19 protein-coding genes are annotated in these 16,676 nt (G+C 60.1%); 9 read left to right on the top strand and 10 right to left on the bottom strand.

Translation table 11 applies throughout. From position 1 onward, the window contains the following. Window positions 1-45 precede the first annotated feature (45 nt). Together ACIOWE_RS18550 and ACIOWE_RS18545 are read left to right on the top strand one after the other, a co-directional pair. A complete protein-coding gene (locus ACIOWE_RS18550; protein ID WP_180699195.1) occupies window positions 46-891 on the top strand; it encodes a MoxR family ATPase in 846 nt (281 codons plus the stop codon). Between the two features lie 12 nt (window positions 892-903). Beyond that, window positions 904-2,082, top strand: coding sequence for a VWA domain-containing protein (locus ACIOWE_RS18545; RefSeq protein ID WP_401394237.1), 1,179 nt, complete (start codon window positions 904-906; stop codon window positions 2,080-2,082). A 96-nt stretch (window positions 2,083-2,178) separates the two neighbouring features. Here the strand turns inward: ACIOWE_RS18545 and ACIOWE_RS18540 are convergent, their stop codons facing one another. The 4 genes from ACIOWE_RS18540 to ACIOWE_RS18525 form a co-directional block, all read right to left on the bottom strand. Continuing rightward, a complete protein-coding gene (locus ACIOWE_RS18540) occupies window positions 2,179-3,099 on the bottom strand; it encodes a biotin-dependent carboxyltransferase family protein (RefSeq protein WP_401394235.1) in 921 nt (306 codons plus the stop codon). Then, entirely contained in the window at window positions 3,096-3,800 is a 705-nt protein-coding gene (gene pxpB, locus ACIOWE_RS18535) for a 5-oxoprolinase subunit PxpB (protein ID WP_401394232.1), read from the bottom strand. The genes ACIOWE_RS18540 and pxpB overlap by 4 nt, the downstream gene beginning before the upstream one ends. Further along, window positions 3,797-4,549, bottom strand: coding sequence for a 5-oxoprolinase subunit PxpA (locus ACIOWE_RS18530; protein ID WP_401394229.1), 753 nt, complete (start codon window positions 4,547-4,549; stop codon window positions 3,797-3,799). The genes pxpB and ACIOWE_RS18530 overlap by 4 nt, the downstream gene beginning before the upstream one ends. A gap of 76 nt (window positions 4,550-4,625) precedes the next feature. Continuing rightward, on the bottom strand, window positions 4,626-5,912 hold the full coding sequence (locus ACIOWE_RS18525; protein ID WP_401394227.1) for an MFS transporter: 1,287 nt from the start codon (window positions 5,910-5,912) through the stop codon (window positions 4,626-4,628). Between the two features lie 158 nt (window positions 5,913-6,070). Between ACIOWE_RS18525 and ACIOWE_RS18520 the strand changes: the two genes are divergently transcribed. Beyond that, window positions 6,071-6,985 carry a LysR family transcriptional regulator gene (locus ACIOWE_RS18520; RefSeq protein ID WP_401394224.1) on the top strand — a complete coding sequence of 305 codons (915 nt, stop codon included), beginning with the start codon at window positions 6,071-6,073 and terminating at the stop codon, window positions 6,983-6,985. Between the two features lie 157 nt (window positions 6,986-7,142). On the opposite strand, the gene ACIOWE_RS18515 is transcribed toward ACIOWE_RS18520, so the two are convergent. Genes ACIOWE_RS18515 through ACIOWE_RS18505 form a run of 3 tightly spaced genes read right to left on the bottom strand, consistent with a single transcriptional unit; the run spans window position 7,143 to window position 8,987 of the window. Next, window positions 7,143-7,685, bottom strand: coding sequence for a DUF2937 family protein (locus ACIOWE_RS18515; protein WP_401394221.1), 543 nt, complete (start codon window positions 7,683-7,685; stop codon window positions 7,143-7,145). Window positions 7,686-7,697: 12 nt separating this feature from the next. Then, on the bottom strand, window positions 7,698-8,474 hold the full coding sequence (locus tag ACIOWE_RS18510; RefSeq protein WP_100847538.1) for a class II glutamine amidotransferase: 777 nt from the start codon (window positions 8,472-8,474) through the stop codon (window positions 7,698-7,700). Window positions 8,475-8,489: 15 nt separating this feature from the next. Beyond that, window positions 8,490-8,987, bottom strand: a complete 498-nt coding sequence (locus tag ACIOWE_RS18505; RefSeq protein WP_401394219.1) for an MFS transporter — start codon at window positions 8,985-8,987, stop codon at window positions 8,490-8,492. A gap of 226 nt (window positions 8,988-9,213) precedes the next feature. Between ACIOWE_RS18505 and ACIOWE_RS18500 the strand changes: the two genes are divergently transcribed. Next, the gene (locus tag ACIOWE_RS18500) at window positions 9,214-11,268 is read left to right on the top strand and encodes a S9 family peptidase (protein ID WP_401394216.1); all 2,055 of its coding nucleotides are present in this window, start codon (window positions 9,214-9,216) and stop codon (window positions 11,266-11,268) included. A gap of 276 nt (window positions 11,269-11,544) precedes the next feature. Continuing rightward, a complete protein-coding gene (locus tag ACIOWE_RS18495; protein WP_103484422.1) occupies window positions 11,545-12,018 on the top strand; it encodes a cyclic nucleotide-binding domain-containing protein in 474 nt (157 codons plus the stop codon). On the opposite strand, the gene ACIOWE_RS18490 is transcribed toward ACIOWE_RS18495, so the two are convergent. Further along, a complete protein-coding gene (locus tag ACIOWE_RS18490) occupies window positions 12,015-12,299 on the bottom strand; it encodes a hypothetical protein (protein WP_201238689.1) in 285 nt (94 codons plus the stop codon). The genes ACIOWE_RS18495 and ACIOWE_RS18490 overlap by 4 nt on opposite strands. Before the next feature lie 78 nt (window positions 12,300-12,377). Here ACIOWE_RS18490 and ACIOWE_RS18485 point away from each other — a divergent pair, with 78 nt between their 5' ends. From ACIOWE_RS18485 to ACIOWE_RS18470, 4 genes are all read left to right on the top strand, one after another. Beyond that, on the top strand, window positions 12,378-13,064 hold the full coding sequence (locus ACIOWE_RS18485; protein WP_201238690.1) for a spermidine synthase: 687 nt from the start codon (window positions 12,378-12,380) through the stop codon (window positions 13,062-13,064). A 48-nt stretch (window positions 13,065-13,112) separates the two neighbouring features. Next, window positions 13,113-13,484: a YajD family HNH nuclease gene (locus ACIOWE_RS18480; protein WP_007911336.1), complete on the top strand. Its 372-nt coding sequence runs from the start codon at window positions 13,113-13,115 to the stop codon at window positions 13,482-13,484. A 204-nt stretch (window positions 13,485-13,688) separates the two neighbouring features. Beyond that, complete coding sequence (locus ACIOWE_RS18475) at window positions 13,689-14,159, top strand: RNA methyltransferase (RefSeq protein ID WP_007911337.1); 471 nt, start codon at window positions 13,689-13,691, stop codon at window positions 14,157-14,159. 81 nt (window positions 14,160-14,240) lie between these two features. Further along, complete coding sequence (locus ACIOWE_RS18470; RefSeq protein ID WP_201238691.1) at window positions 14,241-14,618, top strand: DUF2892 domain-containing protein; 378 nt, start codon at window positions 14,241-14,243, stop codon at window positions 14,616-14,618. Between the two features lie 127 nt (window positions 14,619-14,745). Here ACIOWE_RS18470 and ACIOWE_RS18465 read toward each other — a convergent pair whose 3' ends face one another. Beyond that, on the bottom strand, window positions 14,746-15,975 hold the full coding sequence (locus tag ACIOWE_RS18465; RefSeq protein WP_401394212.1) for a hypothetical protein: 1,230 nt from the start codon (window positions 15,973-15,975) through the stop codon (window positions 14,746-14,748). A 35-nt stretch (window positions 15,976-16,010) separates the two neighbouring features. Beyond that, window positions 16,011-16,460: a YcgN family cysteine cluster protein gene (locus ACIOWE_RS18460; protein WP_401394209.1), complete on the bottom strand. Its 450-nt coding sequence runs from the start codon at window positions 16,458-16,460 to the stop codon at window positions 16,011-16,013. Window positions 16,461-16,676: the final 216 nt, after the last annotated feature.

Below are 16,676 nucleotides of genomic sequence, written 5' to 3'. Positions count from 1 at the left end.
CCGCCCTGCCCGTTCAGGTCGGCGTTACCGTTCGAGGATTAGCAGATGAAGTTCGAAGGCACCCAGGCCTATGTCGCCACCGATGACCTGAAGCTGGCGGTCAACGCCGCCATCACCCTGGAGCGGCCGCTGCTGGTCAAGGGCGAGCCGGGCACCGGCAAGACCATGCTCGCCGAGCAACTGGCCGAATCGTTCGGTGCCAAGTTGATCACCTGGCACATCAAGTCCACCACCAAGGCGCATCAGGGCCTGTACGAGTACGACGCGGTCAGCCGTCTGCGCGACTCGCAACTGGGCAATGAGAAAGTCCACGATGTGCGCAATTACCTGAAGAAGGGCAAGCTCTGGGAGGCTTTCGAGTCCGAAGAGCGGGTCATTCTGCTGATCGACGAAATCGACAAGGCCGACATCGAGTTCCCGAATGACTTGCTGCAAGAACTCGACAAGATGGAGTTCTACGTTTACGAGATCGACGAGACCATCAAGGCCAAGAAGCGCCCGATCATCATTATTACCTCCAACAACGAGAAAGAGCTGCCGGACGCGTTCCTGCGCCGCTGCTTCTTCCACTACATCGCTTTCCCGGATCGTCCGACCCTGCAGAAAATCGTCGACGTGCATTACCCGGACATCAAGAAGGATCTGGTCAGCGAAGCGCTGGACGTGTTCTTCGACGTACGCAAGGTGCCGGGCCTGAAGAAGAAGCCTTCGACTTCCGAGCTGGTCGACTGGCTGAAACTGCTGATGGCCGACAACATCGGCGAAGCGGTGCTGCGCGAACGCGATCCGACCAAAGCGATTCCCCCGCTGGCCGGGGCTCTGGTGAAGAACGAACAGGACGTGCAACTGCTTGAGCGCCTGGCGTTCATGAGCCGTCGCGGCACCCGCTAAGAGGCTGATGCCATGTTGCTCAACCTGTTCAACGAAATGCGTGCAGCCAAGGTGCCGGTTTCGGTGCGCGAACTGCTTGACCTGATCAACGCGCTGAAACAGCGCGTGACCTTCGCCGACATGGACGAGTTCTATTACTTGTCGCGGGCGATTCTGGTGAAGGACGAACGGCATTTCGACAAGTTCGACCGCGCGTTCGGCGCCTACTTCAATGGTCTGGAAAAACTCGACGATCACTTGCAGGCGCTGATTCCCGAAGACTGGTTGCGCAAGGAATTCGAGCGTTCGCTGACTGACGAAGAGCGCGCACAGATCCAGTCCCTCGGCGGGCTGGACAAGCTGATCGAAGAGTTCAAGAAGCGCCTGGAAGAACAGAAGGAACGTCACGCCGGCGGCAACAAGTGGATCGGCACCGGCGGCACCAGCCCATTCGGTTCCGGCGGATTCAACCCGGAAGGCATTCGGGTTGGCGATGCCGGCAAGCGTCAGGGCAAAGCGGTCAAAGTCTGGGATCAGCGCGAGTACAAGAACCTCGACGACTCGGTGGAACTGGGCACGCGCAACATCAAGGTGGCGCTGCGCCGTCTGCGTAAATTCGCTCGCCAAGGCGCGGCAGAAGAGTTGGACATCGATGGCACCATCGACCACACCGCCCGCGACGCCGGTCTGCTGAACATCCAGATGCGCCCGGAACGCCGCAACACCGTGAAGCTGTTGTTGCTGTTCGACATCGGCGGCTCGATGGACGCGCATGTGAAGATCTGCGAGGAGCTGTTCTCGGCCTGCAAGACCGAGTTCAAGCACCTGGAGTACTTCTACTTCCACAACTTCATTTATGAATCGGTGTGGAAGAACAACATGCGCCGCACTTCCGAGCGTTTCTCCACTCAGGATCTGTTGCACAAGTACGGTGCCGACTACAAAGTGATCTTCATTGGCGACGCGGCCATGGCGCCTTATGAAATCACCCAGGCCGGCGGCAGCGTCGAGCACTGGAACGAAGAGCCGGGCTACCTGTGGATGCAGCGCTTCATGGAGAAGTACAAGAAGCTCATCTGGATCAATCCGTATCCGAAAGATACGTGGGGCTATACCTCGTCGACCAATATCGTGCGGGATCTCATCGAGGATCAGATGTATCCGCTGACCCTTCGTGGGCTTGAGGAAGGGATGCGGTTTCTTTCCAAATAATCTCCGTAGTCAGTGATGACCTCTTCGCGAGCAGGCTCGCTCCCACATTGGAATGCATTTCACCTGTGGGAGCGAGCCTGCTCGCGAAGCTTTTAGCTACTCAGAAAAGCGCTGCAAATACTCGACATGCTCCCGGTGCGCGACCTCCTGCACCACCGGCCGCAAGCTGATCTTCGCCCCCGGCAGACACTGCGCGAGCCGCGCCAGAGCCAACGGCGTCAACGCCCCCAATCGCGGATAACCGCCAATGGTCTGCCGATCATTGAGCAGCACAATCGGCTGCCCATCCGGCGGCACCTGCACGGCGCCCAATGGAATACCCTCGGAAATCATCGGCTGGCCGTGATACTGCAATGCCTTGCCGAGCAAGCGAATGCCCATGCGATCAGCGCGACTGTCCAGCGTCCAGGCACTGTTGAACACATCAAACAGGCTCTGTCCGCTGAACTGGCCGATCTGTGCACCGAGCACCAAATCCAGCGGCGTGCTCAGCCGCAGGTCCGGACGATGTTCCCTCGGCACCTCACGAACCAGCAAAGCGTGCCCCTGATAACTCAGCGTCGCGCCTTTGGCCAACGGCAGGCCCATGCCATCCAGACCGCCGAGTTCTTCGCGCAGCACCGTGGCACTGCTGCCCAATACCTTGGGCGCTTCGAATCCACCGGGCGCCGCGAGATAAGCACGGGCGCCAAGCAGCGGCTGGGTGAACTGCAACTTCTGCCCTTGGCGCAGTTTGAAACTGCGCCACGGCGCCAGTGGCTGACCGTCGATCTGCGCGCCGAGATCGGCCCCGGCCAATGCCAGCAAGCAGTCCTGCTCAGCCACCACGGCAAACCCGCCAAGGGTAATTTCGATCACCGGCACGTCCAGCCCATTGCCCAACAGCCAGTTGGCCCAACTCATCGAACACCAGTCCGCTGCGCCGCCCTGGGTCACGCCCAGATGCCGCACACCAAAGCGTCCGGCGTCCTGCAACAGGCACAGCGGCGTGCTCGCTTCAATCTTCAGTCGGCTCATGCCTGCGCCTCCAGAGGCGTGTCATCGCCGCCCAAACGGATAAATTCGGCATGGCTCACCGCTTCGAAACGCACGGTGTCGCCGGGTTGCATCAAGCTGTAGCCATCGCGGTTACGGTCAAACAGTTTTGCCGGAGTGCGACCAATCAGGTTCCAGCCGCCGGGAGAGACCACGGGATAGGCGGCGGTCTGGCGTTCGGCGATACCGACGCTGCCGGCCGCGACTTTTTTGCGCGGGGTGCTCAGCCGTGGCGTAGCCAGAATCTCTTCGACCAATCCCATGAAGGCGAAACCCGGCGCAAAGCCAAGGGCGAACACCTGATATTCCCTGGCGCTGTGACGGCGAATCACCTCCTCCACCGCCAGCCCGCTACGCTCGGCGAGCAAGCTCAATTCCGGCCCGACACTCAGGTCATACCAGACCGGCAGCACATGGCACTGGCCGCCGGTTCGCGCATTCGGCGACAGGTCGACCAGCGCGTGCGCGATCAATTCCCGTGCCTGATTGGGACTTAACGAAGTCAGGTTGTAATGCACCATCAACGTCGTATAGGACGGCACCAGATCAATCAACTGTGTGCCGAAGGCCTTACGCAACCGCTCGCTGGCCGCGAGCATCCACGGCATGTTGGCCTCGGCGATTTCATCGAACAGACGCAGCATCAGGCAATCCAGTGCCACCACTTCAATCCTTGGGTTCATTGCGCATCCTGCTGATTCAGGGCCTCGCGAATGCGTTGCACGGCGGCGACAGAACTGGCGTTGTCGCCGTGTACGCAAAGGGTGTTGGCTTGCAAACGCAAGGCGCTGCCGTCATTGGCGGTGAGGTTGTCACCACGGGCAATCGTCAGCGCTTGTTCGATGATGATCTCGGGATCGTGATGCACCGCGCCCGGCAGTTGCCGTGAAACCAGTTTGCCGGCGCTGTCATAGGCGCGGTCAGCAAAGGCTTCGAACCACAGGGTGAGGCCGTATTCATCGCCGATCTGCTGTGCAGCGCAATTGTCGCGAGTGGCCATCAGCATCAGCGGCAGACTGCGGTCGTAAGCCGCCACAGCCTGAATCACTGCGCGCAACTGCGCCGGGTTGGCCATCATGTCGTTGTACATCGCGCCGTGGGGTTTGACGTAACTGACTCGCCCGCCCTGAGCGCGGCAAATGCCGTCGAGGGCGCCGATCTGGTAATGCAGGATGTCTTGCAGTTCCTGCGCGGAGTACGCCATCGAACGGCGGCCGAAGCCAACCAGATCCTGATAGGCCGGATGCGCACCGATCTGTACGCCATGACTCAGGGCCAGGCTGACAGTGTTGCGCATGATGCTCGGGTCGCCGGCATGGAAACCGCAGGCAACGTTGGCGCAATCGATGAAGGGCATGACCTCGGCATCCAGACCCATGGTCCAGTTGCCGAAACTCTCGCCAATGTCGCAATTCAATAACAGGCGGCTCACGGTAAACACTCCTGTAGCTTTTTGTCTTTCTATCCGTAGGACATTGCCCGCCGGGCAGTGCCTCGCAGGTTAGCAGTTACTGTGCATCGAGTTGCTTGCCGCGAGTCTCCGGCAGGCTCAAGGCCGCGAGAATCACTACGCCGTAAGACACCGCCGCGAACGCACCAATGCCCATGCTCAATGGCACTTTCTGGCTGAGCAGACCGATCAGCAGCGGGAACAATGCCGCCAGCGCGCGGCCGATGTTGTAGCAGAAGCCTTGTCCGGAACCGCGAATCCGTGTTGGAAACAGCTCGGTGAGGAACGCGCCCATGCCGCTGAAAATCCCTGAAGCAAAGAAACCCAATGGAAAGCCCAGCCACAACATCACAGCGTTGCTGACCGGCATTTGCGTGTACAGCAGAACGATGGTGAACGAGCCGACTGCAAACAGGATGAAATTCTTTTTGCGCCCCAGCAGATCGGTCAGATAGGCGCTGATCACATACCCGACGTAAGAACCGACAATCACCATTGCCAGATAGCCACCGGTGCCGAGCACGCTCAGGCCGCGTTCGTTCTTCAGGAAGGTCGGCAGCCATGAAGTGATTGCGTAGTAACCGCCAAGTGCACCAGTGGTCAGCAGTGAGGCGCGGAATGTGGTGAAGAGCATACCGGGAGCAAAAATCTCGTAGAACTTCGCCGGATTCTCAGGTGTTTGCGCAGCCTTGGCTTCGCGGTAAATCTCCGGGTCTTTCACCAGCCGCCGCACGAAAATCACGAAAATCGCCGGAACGATGCCAAGGATGAACAGCGCGCGCCAGGCGTCTTCCGGTGGCAACAGCGAGAACAGCAGCGCATACAGAATCGCCGTGAGGCCCCAGCCCAGCGCCCAGCCGGATTGCACCATGCCCACCGCCTTGCCGCGATCCTTGGCGCGAATGACTTCGCCGATCAGCACCGCGCCGGCGGTCCATTCGCCGCCGAAACCGAAGCCCATCAGGGTGCGGGCGATCAACAGTTGTTCGTAGTTCTGGGCGAAGCCGCAGAGGAAGGTGAAGAATGCAAACCACAACACGGTCAGTTGCAGGGTGCGCACGCGACCGATGCGGTCGGAGAGAATGCCGGCAACCCAGCCGCCAATGGCCGAGGCGATCAAGGTGCTGGTGTGAATCAGCCCGGCTTCACCGGTGGTGATGCCCCACATCGCAATCAGCGTTGGCACTACGAAGCTGAGCATCTGCGTGTCCATGCCGTCCAGACCGTAACCGATCTTGCAGCTCCAGAAGGTGCGGCGCTCCTGCTGATTGATATTACGATACCAGTCGAACGGTCCCGGACGCGCCGATGCCTTGGGTAAATCAATGGTGTCGGGAGCACTCATGGCAAATCTCCGCAGGTTTTTATTGGTCTTGTTCGCAGATCCCGCGACGCCTATCGTGGGAACCGGATGCGCCGATTTTTGGGCGCGCCGCCCTGCTGCGTCCAACGAATAAAAACCCGCCTTAGGCATAAGAAAAATTTGTCACCCGAGCCTTTGCCATGAACCTGAAGTTTCTTGAGACCTTTGTCTGGGTCGCCCGGCTGAAGAGTTTTCGCCTGACCGCCGACAAGCTGTTCACCACCCAGGCGTCGATTTCCAGCCGCATCGCGGTGCTTGAAGGTGAGCTGGGCGTGAAACTGTTTCTGCGTGATTCTCGCGGGGTCAGCCTGACGCCCGAAGGCTTGAAAGTGCTGGACTATGCCGAGCAGATGCTCGACACCATGAGTGCGCTGAAGCAGTCGATCGAAACCCGTTCGAGCAAGGTCGGCCGAGTGCGCATCGGCGTGATGGACACGGTGATCCACACGTGGCTGAGCCCGTTGGTGGCGCAGATGACCGATCTCTACCCGCGAGTGGAGATCGAGCTGGTGGCGGATACTTCGCTGAATCTTTGCGATCAACTGCAAAAAGGCTTTCTCGATCTGATCCTGCAAACCGATCTGGTCCGTCATGAAAGCGTGCGCAGCCTGGAGCTGGCCAGCCATCCGCTGGGCTGGATTGTCGCCAGCAATTCGATCTACAACCGTGAGTACGCCGATCTGGCCGAACTGGCGCAGGAACGGATCATTACCTATTCGAAAAACTCCCGACCGCATCAGGATATTCTGGCGTTGATGCAGGCTAACGGCGTGCTGGCGCCACGATTGAATTGTGTGAATTCGGTATCGGCGATTACGCGGTTGCTGCGCGATGGTTTTGGCATTGGCGTGTTACCGCCAGTGCTGGTGGCCGAAGAGCTGGCGAGGGGCGAACTGACGTTGCTCGATGTCGACCAGCGACCACCGAACCTGCAGGTGGTGGTGTCGTGGCGAGTGGGGGTTGAGTGGGTCGAGGAGATTGTGACGTTGTGTCAGCAGGTGCTGGCCGGGTATGCGCACAAAGTGGGCAAGGACTACATCACTCTCACTGACTGACACCTCGTGGCGAGGGAGCTTGCTCCCGCTCGGCTGCGCAGCAGTCGTAAAACCACTGAACGCATTTATTCAGGATCAGCAGGGTGACTGGATTCAGGTCTGCTTCGCAGCCCAGCGGGAGCAAGCTCCCTCGCCACAGGGGAATGTGCAAGCCTTATCAGAGGCCGCGCACGTCGCGGTCTTCGATCGGCCGGCTCTGGCGCAAACGCTTGCCGCCGAGCACTACCCAGTCGATCAGACGGAACAGGCATTCAATCCCGAACGACAGCAGCAGCGCCCCGCTCATGCCCCAGATCATCGCCTCTGGCGTCAGCAGAATCTGGTAGCTGTAGCCGTTCCAGGTTTCCTTGCGGATGTCTGGATCAGCGGCCAGCACCACTTGCAGGAAGCGGATGTACCACGGACCCTGCATCGCCTGGTATTGCTTGTCCAGCGCCAGCTGACGATTGAGCAAGGTGCTCAGGCTGTCGGCATCGCTGCGAAACACCGGATCTTCGCTGACGCGGTAATGCGCGACCAGCGCCTGCAAGTCGCCCTTGAAAAACTGCTCGGCAGTGCCCTGAAAGCCGCGCAGACCAGTCTGCGCCTCGATCAGATGCGCCTCGACGCGTTTCGCGTAATCGTTGATGAACCCCGGCACCTGGACACCGATCAACAGGCCCGCCGCAAACAACACCAGCCGTAGATAACTGAGCAACATGGGGTGCAATCCTTATTCGGTCTTGCCCTGGCTGACGCATTCGCCGCGTCGCCACAGGCTCCATTGGCCCGGTTCGTAGCGGGTCCAGGTTTCGTTTTCGGTCAGCGGTTCGGTGGCGATCACCGTGACCACGTCGTTGGGCGTGGTTTCCGCCTGGAAATCGACGATCACATCGACATCCTTGAGCCGCGCCGGGCCGAACGGTGCGCGCCGGGTGATCTGCGCCAGTTTGGTCGAGCAATAGCAGAACAGCCAGTCGCCATCGCTGAGCAGGCAATTGAACACGCCTTTGCTGCGGTATTCGGCGCACGCGGCGACCAGATCCGGCAGCAGCACTTCTATATCGACCGGTTCCGGGAATGCTGCACGCACACGGTTGAGCAAATCGCAAAACGCCGCCTCGCTGTCGGTATCGCCGACCGGACGGTAGAAACTTTTGATCGGGGTGAAATCGGCGAGTTGGCCGTTGTGCGCGAAGCACCAGTTACGCCCCCACAGTTCACGGACGAACGGGTGAGTATTGGACAGGCAGACTTTGCCGACGTTGGCCTGGCGGATGTGGCCGATGACCACTTCGCTCTTGATCGGATAACGCTGTACCAGGTTGGCGACTTCCGATTCGCAACTCGCCGCCGGATCCTGAAACAGCCGCAGGCCACGGCCTTCATAGAAAGCGATGCCCCAACCGTCGCGGTGCGGGCCGGTGCGGCCGCCGCGCTGCATCAGGCCGGTGAAGCTGAACACGATATCGGTCGGCACGTTGGCACTCATGCCCAGTAATTCACACATGTGCGGACTCTCGGATTACAGACGCGGCTCGACCCGCATGCGCTGCGGATTGATCGGCACTGGCGGGCGACCGAAACGGTCATCACCGGCGCCGCCGAACGGCTGATCATCGGCGCGGTCATCGGCGCGGGCCGCAGCCTTGGCGGCTTCAGCCTGCTCGCGACGCGCTCTGGAAGCACGCTCGATCGGGAAACGGATCAACACGAAGATCAGGTAGATGCCGAAAGCGATCATGCCGTACATGAACAGATCGGAGATCGCGCGCCAGGCGTTGTTGCCGACCTTGAAGGCCAGATCCAGCGCGGTAATGGCGATGGCCGGAGCAACCTTTTCCTTCACCGGATCAATGATGGTCGGGCTGAACAGCAACACCGCCATCAACACACGCAGCGGTTCGCGCAGCCAGCGCCACATCCAGGTGGTCAGGCGCATCCATACCAACAGGCAGCCTACAGCGGCAAAGGCGTAAAGGCCCCAGGCGATCAGATAGTCGTTCTCGGTCATGGTGTCCATGGCAAGGCAGGCAAAGAGGCGCTTATAGTAACGACTTTTCGCCCGTCAGGCTTGTCCCAATAGACACACGACCTGTAGGAGTGAGCCTGCTCGCGATGACGGACTGCCAGACGACATTGATGTTGAAGCTGCCGGCCTCATCGCGAGCAGGCTCGCTCCTACAGAGGTTGCGGTGATATCCAGAGCTGCGAAAAACCCTATTCCGTAACTTGTCCGAGAGCCTTCCATGCCCGATTCCGCCAACGTCATCAGTGCTCCGATTGCCCACAAGGCGCCCGGCGCCGACCCGTATGCCTGGCTGCAGGAACGTGACACCGACGCGGTGCTCGACTACCTCAAGGCCGAAAACGCTTACCAGGAAGCACAAACCGCCGATCAGGCCGAGTTGCGTGAAAGCCTGTTCGAAGAGATCAAAGGCCGGATTCTCGAAACCGACCTGTCCCTGCCATCGCCATGGGGACCGTATCTGTATTACACCCGCACCACCGCCGGTGACGAGTACGCCCGCCACTACCGCTGCCCGCGTCCGGCAGACGACAGCCTGACCCTCGACGAAAGCCGCGAACAACTGCTGCTCGACCCGAACGTACTGGCCAATGGCGGCTTTTTCTCGCTGGGCGCGTTCAGCATCAGCCCGGACCACCAGCGCCTGGCCTACAGCGTCGACGCCTCGGGCGATGAGATTTACACGCTGTTCGTCAAAGAACTGGCCAACGACAAGGTCAGCGAACTGGAGTTCGAAGACTGCGACGGCAGCATGACATGGGCCAACGACAGCCTGACGCTGTTTTTTGCCGTGCTCGACGACACCCATCGCCCGCACAAACTGTTCCGCTACCGCCTCGACGGTACCGCTGCCGAAGAAGTTTTCCACGAGCCGGACGGGCGTTTCTTCCTGCATTGCTACCGATCCAGCTCCGAACAGCAATTGCTGCTGTCGCTGGGCAGCAAGACCACCAGCGAAGTCTGGGCGCTGGATGCCAATCAGCCGCACCTGCCATTCGCCTGCCTGGCGCCACGGGTCGAGGATCACGAATACGACGTCGACCATGGCTTGCTCGATGGCGTATGGACGTGGTTTATCCGTACCAACCGCGATGGCATCAACTACGCCCTGTATCAGGCGCCGGACACTGGCGTGGTGCCCACGGAGGCCGATTGGCAAAACCTGATCGCGCACAGCGACACGGTGATGCTCGATGGCGTAAGCCTCAACGCGCAAGCCATGACCTTGAGCCTGCGCGAAGGCGGTTTGCCGATCATTGAAGTTCACCCACACGGCGTGGCGCCTTATCGCGTGCAATTGCCGGACGCGGCCTACAGCCTTTATGTGCAAAACAGTCTGGAATTCGACAGCGATCGCGTCCGTCTGCGCTATGAGGCCTTGAATCGTCCGGCGCAGGTGCGCCAATTGATTCTGGCGAACGGCGAACAGACCGTCCTGAAAGAAACCCCGGTACTCGGCCCGTTCGATGCCGACGCTTACGTCAGTCAACGCCTGTGGGCGACCGCACCGGACGGCACGCTGGTGCCGATCAGCCTGGTGATGAAACGCGAAATGGTTGGCAAACCGGTGCCGCTGTACCTCTATGGCTATGGCGCCTACGGCTCGAGCCTCGATCCGTGGTTCTCTCACGCACGCCTGAGTCTGCTCGATCGCGGCATGGCCTTCGCCATCGCCCACGTACGCGGTGGCGGTGAACTGGGCGAAGCGTGGTATCGCGCTGGCAAACAGGAACATAAACACAATACCTTCAGCGACTTCATCGCCTGCGCCGAGTTTTTGATCCTCAACGGCATCACCACTGCAGAAAAACTGGCGATCAGCGGTGGCAGCGCCGGTGGCCTGTTGATCGGCGCGGTGCTCAATCAGCGCCCGGATCTGTTTGGCGTGGCGATTGCCGAAGTGCCGTTCGTCGACGTACTTAACACCATGCTCGACCCGGAGCTACCGCTGACCGTCACTGAATACGACGAGTGGGGTAACCCGCAAGAACCGGACGTCTATGATCGGATCAAGGCTTATGCGCCGTACGAAAACGTCACCGCACAGGCGTATCCGCCAACCTTGGTGATCGCCGGCTACAACGACAGCCGCGTGCAGTACTGGGAAGCGGCCAAGTGGGTGGCGAAGTTGCGCGCGACGAAAACCGACGACAATCTGCTGTTGCTCAAGACCGAACTCGGTGCAGGGCATGGCGGGATGAGCGGGCGTTATCAGGGATTACGTGACGTAGCGCTCGAATACGCATTTGTGTTCAAGGTTTTGGGCATCGTCTGAGGAACTCCGTCGGTCACTTGGGTCTTAATTGCAGACCAGAGAGGCCGATACCCCACAGCTCCCCGTGAAACCGATCCCTTGTGGCGAGGGGATTTATCCCCGATCGGCTGCGCAGCAGTCGTAATTCCGATCAACGCGGTGTGTCAGCATTACCGCGTTTGCAGGATTTGGGGCCGCTTCGCAGCCCGTCGGGGATAAATCCCCTCACCACAAAAAGTGTTCCCACGGGACCCGTGTACAGCCTCGAAAATGTGAAAACAAAAAGATTGCCACGACATGTCAGAACCGACCTTACTCAACAACGAAATCCGCGACTGGCTGATGGACTGCGGCCTGTTCGATCAATTGCAACTGGCCGACTTCGCTGCGGCATCGGGCTATTTCAGCATCAGCACCGTGGCTGAAGGCGAGGCGATTTTCCGCGAGGGCGATGCCGGCAGTTTCATGTGTATCCTCCACACCGGCCAGGTGGCCGTGCAGAAAACCGGCCCCGACGGTCAGGTGATCACCATGGCCACCCTGCGCAGCGGTCGGGCGTTCGGTGAGATGGCCGTGCTGGACGGCGAAAGGCGTTCAGCAACGTGCGTGGCCGCGAGCAATTGCCAACTGTTGAATCTGGGCAAGGACTCGCTGGAAAAAATGCTCAACGACGCGCCGAAGATTGCCGCAAAAATCATTCGCGCCCTCGCCGTCTCCCTCTCCAAACGCCTGCGCATGGCCGACGGTCAACTAGCGGCGCAGCAGATTTAACCGCCCGGGGATTTCGCCTTGGTGCTGGTCGGCTCAATGCCCGGCACCGGTTGATCCTTGCTCGGTGGGCTGGGCATTTCGATGGGCACCAGCGGCGGGCTGCCACTGCCGGCGCCAGACTTGGGGATGTTGATCGGGGTGATCTGCGGATACGGTGTCGGTGTTGCAGTACCGGGCGAGCCAGGTTGCGGCGCCGGGCTGACCGGAACAACCTGCTGTGCCTGCACGGCAGTAATCGAGAGCGCGGCCAGGGCAATGACCGTTAGAATGGTGCGCTTCATCAAGGGCTCCGTTGGCCTTAGTCTGCGCTCAGGCTACTCCCAACGCGCCTGCTTGCCTTCCCCCTTTTAGAGATTTCCATGAAACGTTTCGTTCTGCTCGACACCACCCCGATCCCTGAAAGCGGCGGTGCCCTGTGCCTGTTCGAGTATGGCGAGGATTTCGTCATCAAGATCCAGGGCGGCGACGGCGGGCAACTGATGAACACGCGCATGCACGGCTCCGAAGATGCGCTGGCCGAGATTCCTTGCCGCAAGGTCGCTGGCCGGCCGAACTCTCGGGTGCTGATCGGCGGGCTGGGCATGGGCTTCACGCTCGCCTCGGCGCTCAAGCATCTGGGTAAAACCGCTGAGGTGGTGGTCGCCGAACTGGTGCCGGGCGTGGTCGAGTGGAACCGTGGCCCCCTCGGCGAGAAATCCGGTCGGCCGTTGCTTGACCCGCGCACGGTGATTCGCCAGGACGACGTGGCCAACGTACTGCAAAGCGAGCCGAATGGCTTCGACGCGATCATGCTCGACGTCGACAACGGCCCCGAAGGTCTGACCCAGAAGGCCAACAGCTGGCTGTATTCCGCCGCTGGTCTGAATGCCTGCGCCAAGGCCCTGCGTCCCAAAGGCGTACTCGCGGTATGGTCGGCGAGCGCCGACCGGCAGTTTTCCGACAAGTTGAAGAAGGCCGGTTTCAAGGCTGAGGAAGTGCAGGTGTTCGCCCACGGCAACAAGGGCACTCGCCACACGATCTGGATTGCCGAGAAGCTCAAGGGCTGAGCTAAACTCTGCACATAACCGTCATTAGTCTTTTACAAAGGTGAACCCATGAGTTCGTCCACCCCAACCAACACGTCGAAGCTGGATCGCATCCTCGCCGACAACCAGCGCGACAAGGAAATGGGCTACCGCGACAAGGCCCTGAAGATGTATCCGCACGTCTGTGGCCGCTGCACCCGCGAATTTTCCGGCAAGCGTCTGAGCGAACTGACCGTGCACCATCGTGACCACAACCACGACAACAACCCGCAGGACGGCTCGAACTGGGAACTGTTGTGCCTGTACTGCCACGACAACGAACACTCGCGGTACACCGACCAGCAGTATTTCAGCGAAGGCTCGCTGAGCACGCCGAAAATCGCCAAGGCAACGCACAACCCGTTTGCCGCGCTGGCCGGGTTGATGAAGAAAGAAGACTGATCTTCATTGCCGAACTGGCCCCTTCGCTGGCAAGCCAGCTCCCACAGTGATTTGGATTGCTTACAAATTTTGTGAAAATCCAGAAAACCTGTGGGAGCTGGCTTGCCAGCGAAGAGGCCAGACCAGACACCGCAAGTCCTGAATCTGCCCGCCCTCGTCCAATCCCCGTATAATCGCGCTCTTTTTCCCGAAGGCACCCCGCTCGTGGCAGACAAACGTTACAGCTGCATTGGTTTGTACAACCCCAAATCACCGGAGAACGTCGGTTCGGTGATGCGCGCCGCAGGCTGTTACGGCGTGGCGTCGGTGTTCTACACCGGCAAGCGCTATGAACGCGCCGCCGATTTCGTCACCGACACCAAACGCGTGCATTACGACATCCCGTTGATCGGCATCGATGATCTGAAAAAGATCCTCCCGCTCAACTGCGTGCCGGTCGCCGTGGAACTGGTCGAGGGCGCCCGCCCGTTGCCGGAATACACCCATCCGGATCGCGCGCTGTACATCTTCGGCCCGGAAGACGGCTCGCTGGACAAAGAGATTCGCGACTGGTGCGAAGACGTCGTGTACATCCCGACCACTGGCTGCATGAACCTCGCCGCCACGGTCAACGTTGTGCTCTACGACCGCATGGCCAAGGGCCTGAACACCCGTTCCGGGCCGAAATTCCGCTAAAGCGTCGCACATCCAATGGAACAAGCGGACCGCTATGGCAGTCAGCTTGTTTATCCATTACTCATTGCCTGGAGAAAGATCATGAGCGAGCTCAAACGCGTCGAGCGTATCGAATCCACCCCGTTCCAGAGCCGTTCCGAGCAGAACGTCGAAGGTTGGGAGCGCATCGGATCCCTGGCCGGCGGCGTGATCATGGTCGGCAAGGGCCTGCGCCGTGGCGGTGTGTTCGGTTTGATTCAGGTGGCGATTGGCGGCGTGGCCATGGCCCGCGGGATTACCGGGCACAGTTCGGTAAAAAGCCTGCTGGAGAAAAGCCGTCAGGACATGAACAACGTACGGGCCAAAATTGAACGTGCCGGGGAAGAATTGAGCAAGCTGAAGGCCAATGCCGAAGCCGCGACCAAAACCGCCACGGTGACCGGCAATGATTCGGTGAAATCGCCGAAAGCCGGGGTTTGATCCAGAATTTGCTTTGGGGCTGATGGCCCCATCGCTGGCAAGCCAGCTCCCACAGGTTTTGTGGTCATCACATATTTTGTGTCCGACCTAAAACACTGTGGGAGCTGGCTTGCCAGCGATAGCGGTATTACTGCAGTAACCCGGTATCGAGGACTTTGGATGACTCACCCAGAACACTCTCGGTGAGCTGCACAAACTCTTTGGTACTCACTGTCCCCAAATGCATCGCCCCACGCAACACGTCATCCAGCGAACGCTTGTTGCGCGTCTTCAGGCGAATCTCGCCATCCAGTTCCTGCAACACAATCACCGCTCTGGAAATCTGCGCCGGACTGATCTGTTCGCCGCGCAAAGTCGTGACCTTCTGACCCTCCTTGGCCAATTTCGCCTGCAACGTCTGATAACGCTCATCGCTCATGCCGCCGGCACGGCGCACCAGTTCAATCGCGTAATACTCGGCAAAACCCTCACTGATCCAGTCGCTGCGCTGCGCGTCGTTGATCCGCCCGAACACCTGTGCCAGCTCACGCACCAAGGCGCTGCTGCCGCTTTCGCTGACCAGTGGCAAGCGCGTGTTGAGGTAGATCGACTCGTGCGCGCCGAGGCTGCCGCGCCACATCGGGTCATTGGCGCCGACAATCAGCAACTTGGTCGGATGACGCGGATACAGCGCTTGCACTTGCGGCCAGACAAACGTCAGCAACGTCAGCACGTCCATTCGCCGCATGCCCTGCCCCTGCGGCGACGCCACGGTGATCTCGGTTTCGCCCAGACGTGTGCGCCGGCTGCCGAGATGACCGGCGAGCATCCAGCCCGTCGGGCGGTCGAACAGACGTGAAGGGTTGTCGATGCGGAACTTGTTTTTGCCAATTCGCGGCCAGGCGGTCTCGACGCTTTTCCAGCCCTCGGGCAGTTCGAATTGCAGGCGCGAGACCAGTTCGATGCCGTCCTGTTGATCGAGTCTGGCCGGCGGCACCAGCTCATCTCCGCGCATAAGCGCCCAGCCCGGCGTCATACGGGTGTCGAAACTGCCGCTCTTGCGACCGTGGCTGATGCGCACGCGATAGCTCAGGCTGGCCTTGTCGCTGGTCGGGCGCCAGACGCCGCGGGCCTTCTTGCCGGGCGTCAGCAGCCATTGGCCGTCAGCCTTGAAGTCGCTGTAATGACTGCCGTCGCCAAGGTCGAAATCTAGACTGCGTACGGCTTCTCCTTTGGCCAGGGTCAGGCGTACCTCAGCCTGATCGCTCTGTGGCAACAGGCGCACGTGGTAATCCAGATCGACTTTTTTTGCCGCCCATACCGGCGCGCTCAGCGCCAACAACCCGACCAGCAACGCCCGTTGCAATCCCCCCGCCATACACACTCCTTGGTAAAGCTTGAATCGCCGGGCGCTTAACCGGCCCGGAAAATCAGGTGATCTTCCCAGTCATCTTCCGACACGCTGCCTTCGGCGAGCATGCGCCCGGACTGGGAAATCCGTTCGTGGTGCACCGCGTCGCGATCGCCGCAGACCAAGTGGTGCCACAACGGCAGGTCCTTGCCTTCGCTGACCAGTCGATAACCACAGGTCGGCGGCAGCCATTTGAACTCTTCGGCCTGACCCGGGGTGAGCTGGATGCAATCCGGGACAAACTTGATGCGGTTCGGGTAGTCGCTGCACTGGCAGGTTTTCAGGTCCAGCAGTTTGCAGGCGATGCGCGTGTAATAGACGCTGTTGTCTTCTTCATCCTCGAGCTTCTGCAGGCAGCACAGGCCACATCCGTCGCACAGCGATTCCCATTCCTCGTGATCCAGTTGATCGAGGGTTTTGCGTATCCAGAACGGTTCGACTTCGGCGGCCATGGCTCAAGCATCAACATCAGGTGGTGAAAAGGCCGCCAGTCTAGTGCCCCAGGCCTTGCGGGCCAAGCGCTGGCGACTGCCGGTTGCGCGGCACTTGTGAGTTTTTGTGGCGACGCGTAGCTTTGCCAGTCGCAGGAGCCTTGCCCGCAAGCCATTAACGCTCGACCGCGTTGCATTGCGATTAACTGTCAGGCTCGGAAAACCCCATCGTTCAGC

Origin of the sequence: Pseudomonas sp. NPDC087598, from assembly GCF_044743525.1 — a bacterium.
Classification (GTDB): domain Bacteria; phylum Pseudomonadota; class Gammaproteobacteria; order Pseudomonadales; family Pseudomonadaceae; genus Aquipseudomonas.
The sequence above is the reverse complement of the archived record's forward strand: the minus strand, read 5'-3'. Positions and strand labels throughout refer to the sequence as shown.

Excerpts from the sequence above, each read along its gene's own strand:
- ACIOWE_RS18550 (WP_180699195.1), top strand. The coding sequence starts at position 46 with ATGAAGTTCGAAGGCACCCAGGCCTATGTCGCCACCGATGACCTGAAG.
- ACIOWE_RS18545 (WP_401394237.1), top strand. The coding sequence starts at position 904 with ATGTTGCTCAACCTGTTCAACGAAATGCGTGCAGCCAAGGTGCCGGTT.
- ACIOWE_RS18540 (WP_401394235.1), bottom strand. The coding sequence starts at position 3,099 with ATGAGCCGACTGAAGATTGAAGCGAGCACGCCGCTGTGCCTGTTGCAG.
- pxpB (WP_401394232.1), bottom strand. The coding sequence starts at position 3,800 with ATGAACCCAAGGATTGAAGTGGTGGCACTGGATTGCCTGATGCTGCGT.
- ACIOWE_RS18525 (WP_401394227.1), bottom strand. The coding sequence starts at position 5,912 with ATGAGTGCTCCCGACACCATTGATTTACCCAAGGCATCGGCGCGTCCG.
- ACIOWE_RS18520 (WP_401394224.1), top strand. The coding sequence starts at position 6,071 with ATGAACCTGAAGTTTCTTGAGACCTTTGTCTGGGTCGCCCGGCTGAAG.
- ACIOWE_RS18515 (WP_401394221.1), bottom strand. The coding sequence starts at position 7,685 with ATGTTGCTCAGTTATCTACGGCTGGTGTTGTTTGCGGCGGGCCTGTTG.
- ACIOWE_RS18510 (WP_100847538.1), bottom strand. The coding sequence starts at position 8,474 with ATGTGTGAATTACTGGGCATGAGTGCCAACGTGCCGACCGATATCGTG.
- ACIOWE_RS18505 (WP_401394219.1), bottom strand. The coding sequence starts at position 8,987 with ATGGACACCATGACCGAGAACGACTATCTGATCGCCTGGGGCCTTTAC.
- ACIOWE_RS18500 (WP_401394216.1), top strand. The coding sequence starts at position 9,214 with ATGCCCGATTCCGCCAACGTCATCAGTGCTCCGATTGCCCACAAGGCG.
- ACIOWE_RS18495 (WP_103484422.1), top strand. The coding sequence starts at position 11,545 with ATGTCAGAACCGACCTTACTCAACAACGAAATCCGCGACTGGCTGATG.
- ACIOWE_RS18490 (WP_201238689.1), bottom strand. The coding sequence starts at position 12,299 with ATGAAGCGCACCATTCTAACGGTCATTGCCCTGGCCGCGCTCTCGATT.
- ACIOWE_RS18485 (WP_201238690.1), top strand. The coding sequence starts at position 12,378 with ATGAAACGTTTCGTTCTGCTCGACACCACCCCGATCCCTGAAAGCGGC.
- ACIOWE_RS18480 (WP_007911336.1), top strand. The coding sequence starts at position 13,113 with ATGAGTTCGTCCACCCCAACCAACACGTCGAAGCTGGATCGCATCCTC.
- ACIOWE_RS18470 (WP_201238691.1), top strand. The coding sequence starts at position 14,241 with ATGAGCGAGCTCAAACGCGTCGAGCGTATCGAATCCACCCCGTTCCAG.
- ACIOWE_RS18465 (WP_401394212.1), bottom strand. The coding sequence starts at position 15,975 with ATGGCGGGGGGATTGCAACGGGCGTTGCTGGTCGGGTTGTTGGCGCTG.
- ACIOWE_RS18460 (WP_401394209.1), bottom strand. The coding sequence starts at position 16,460 with ATGGCCGCCGAAGTCGAACCGTTCTGGATACGCAAAACCCTCGATCAA.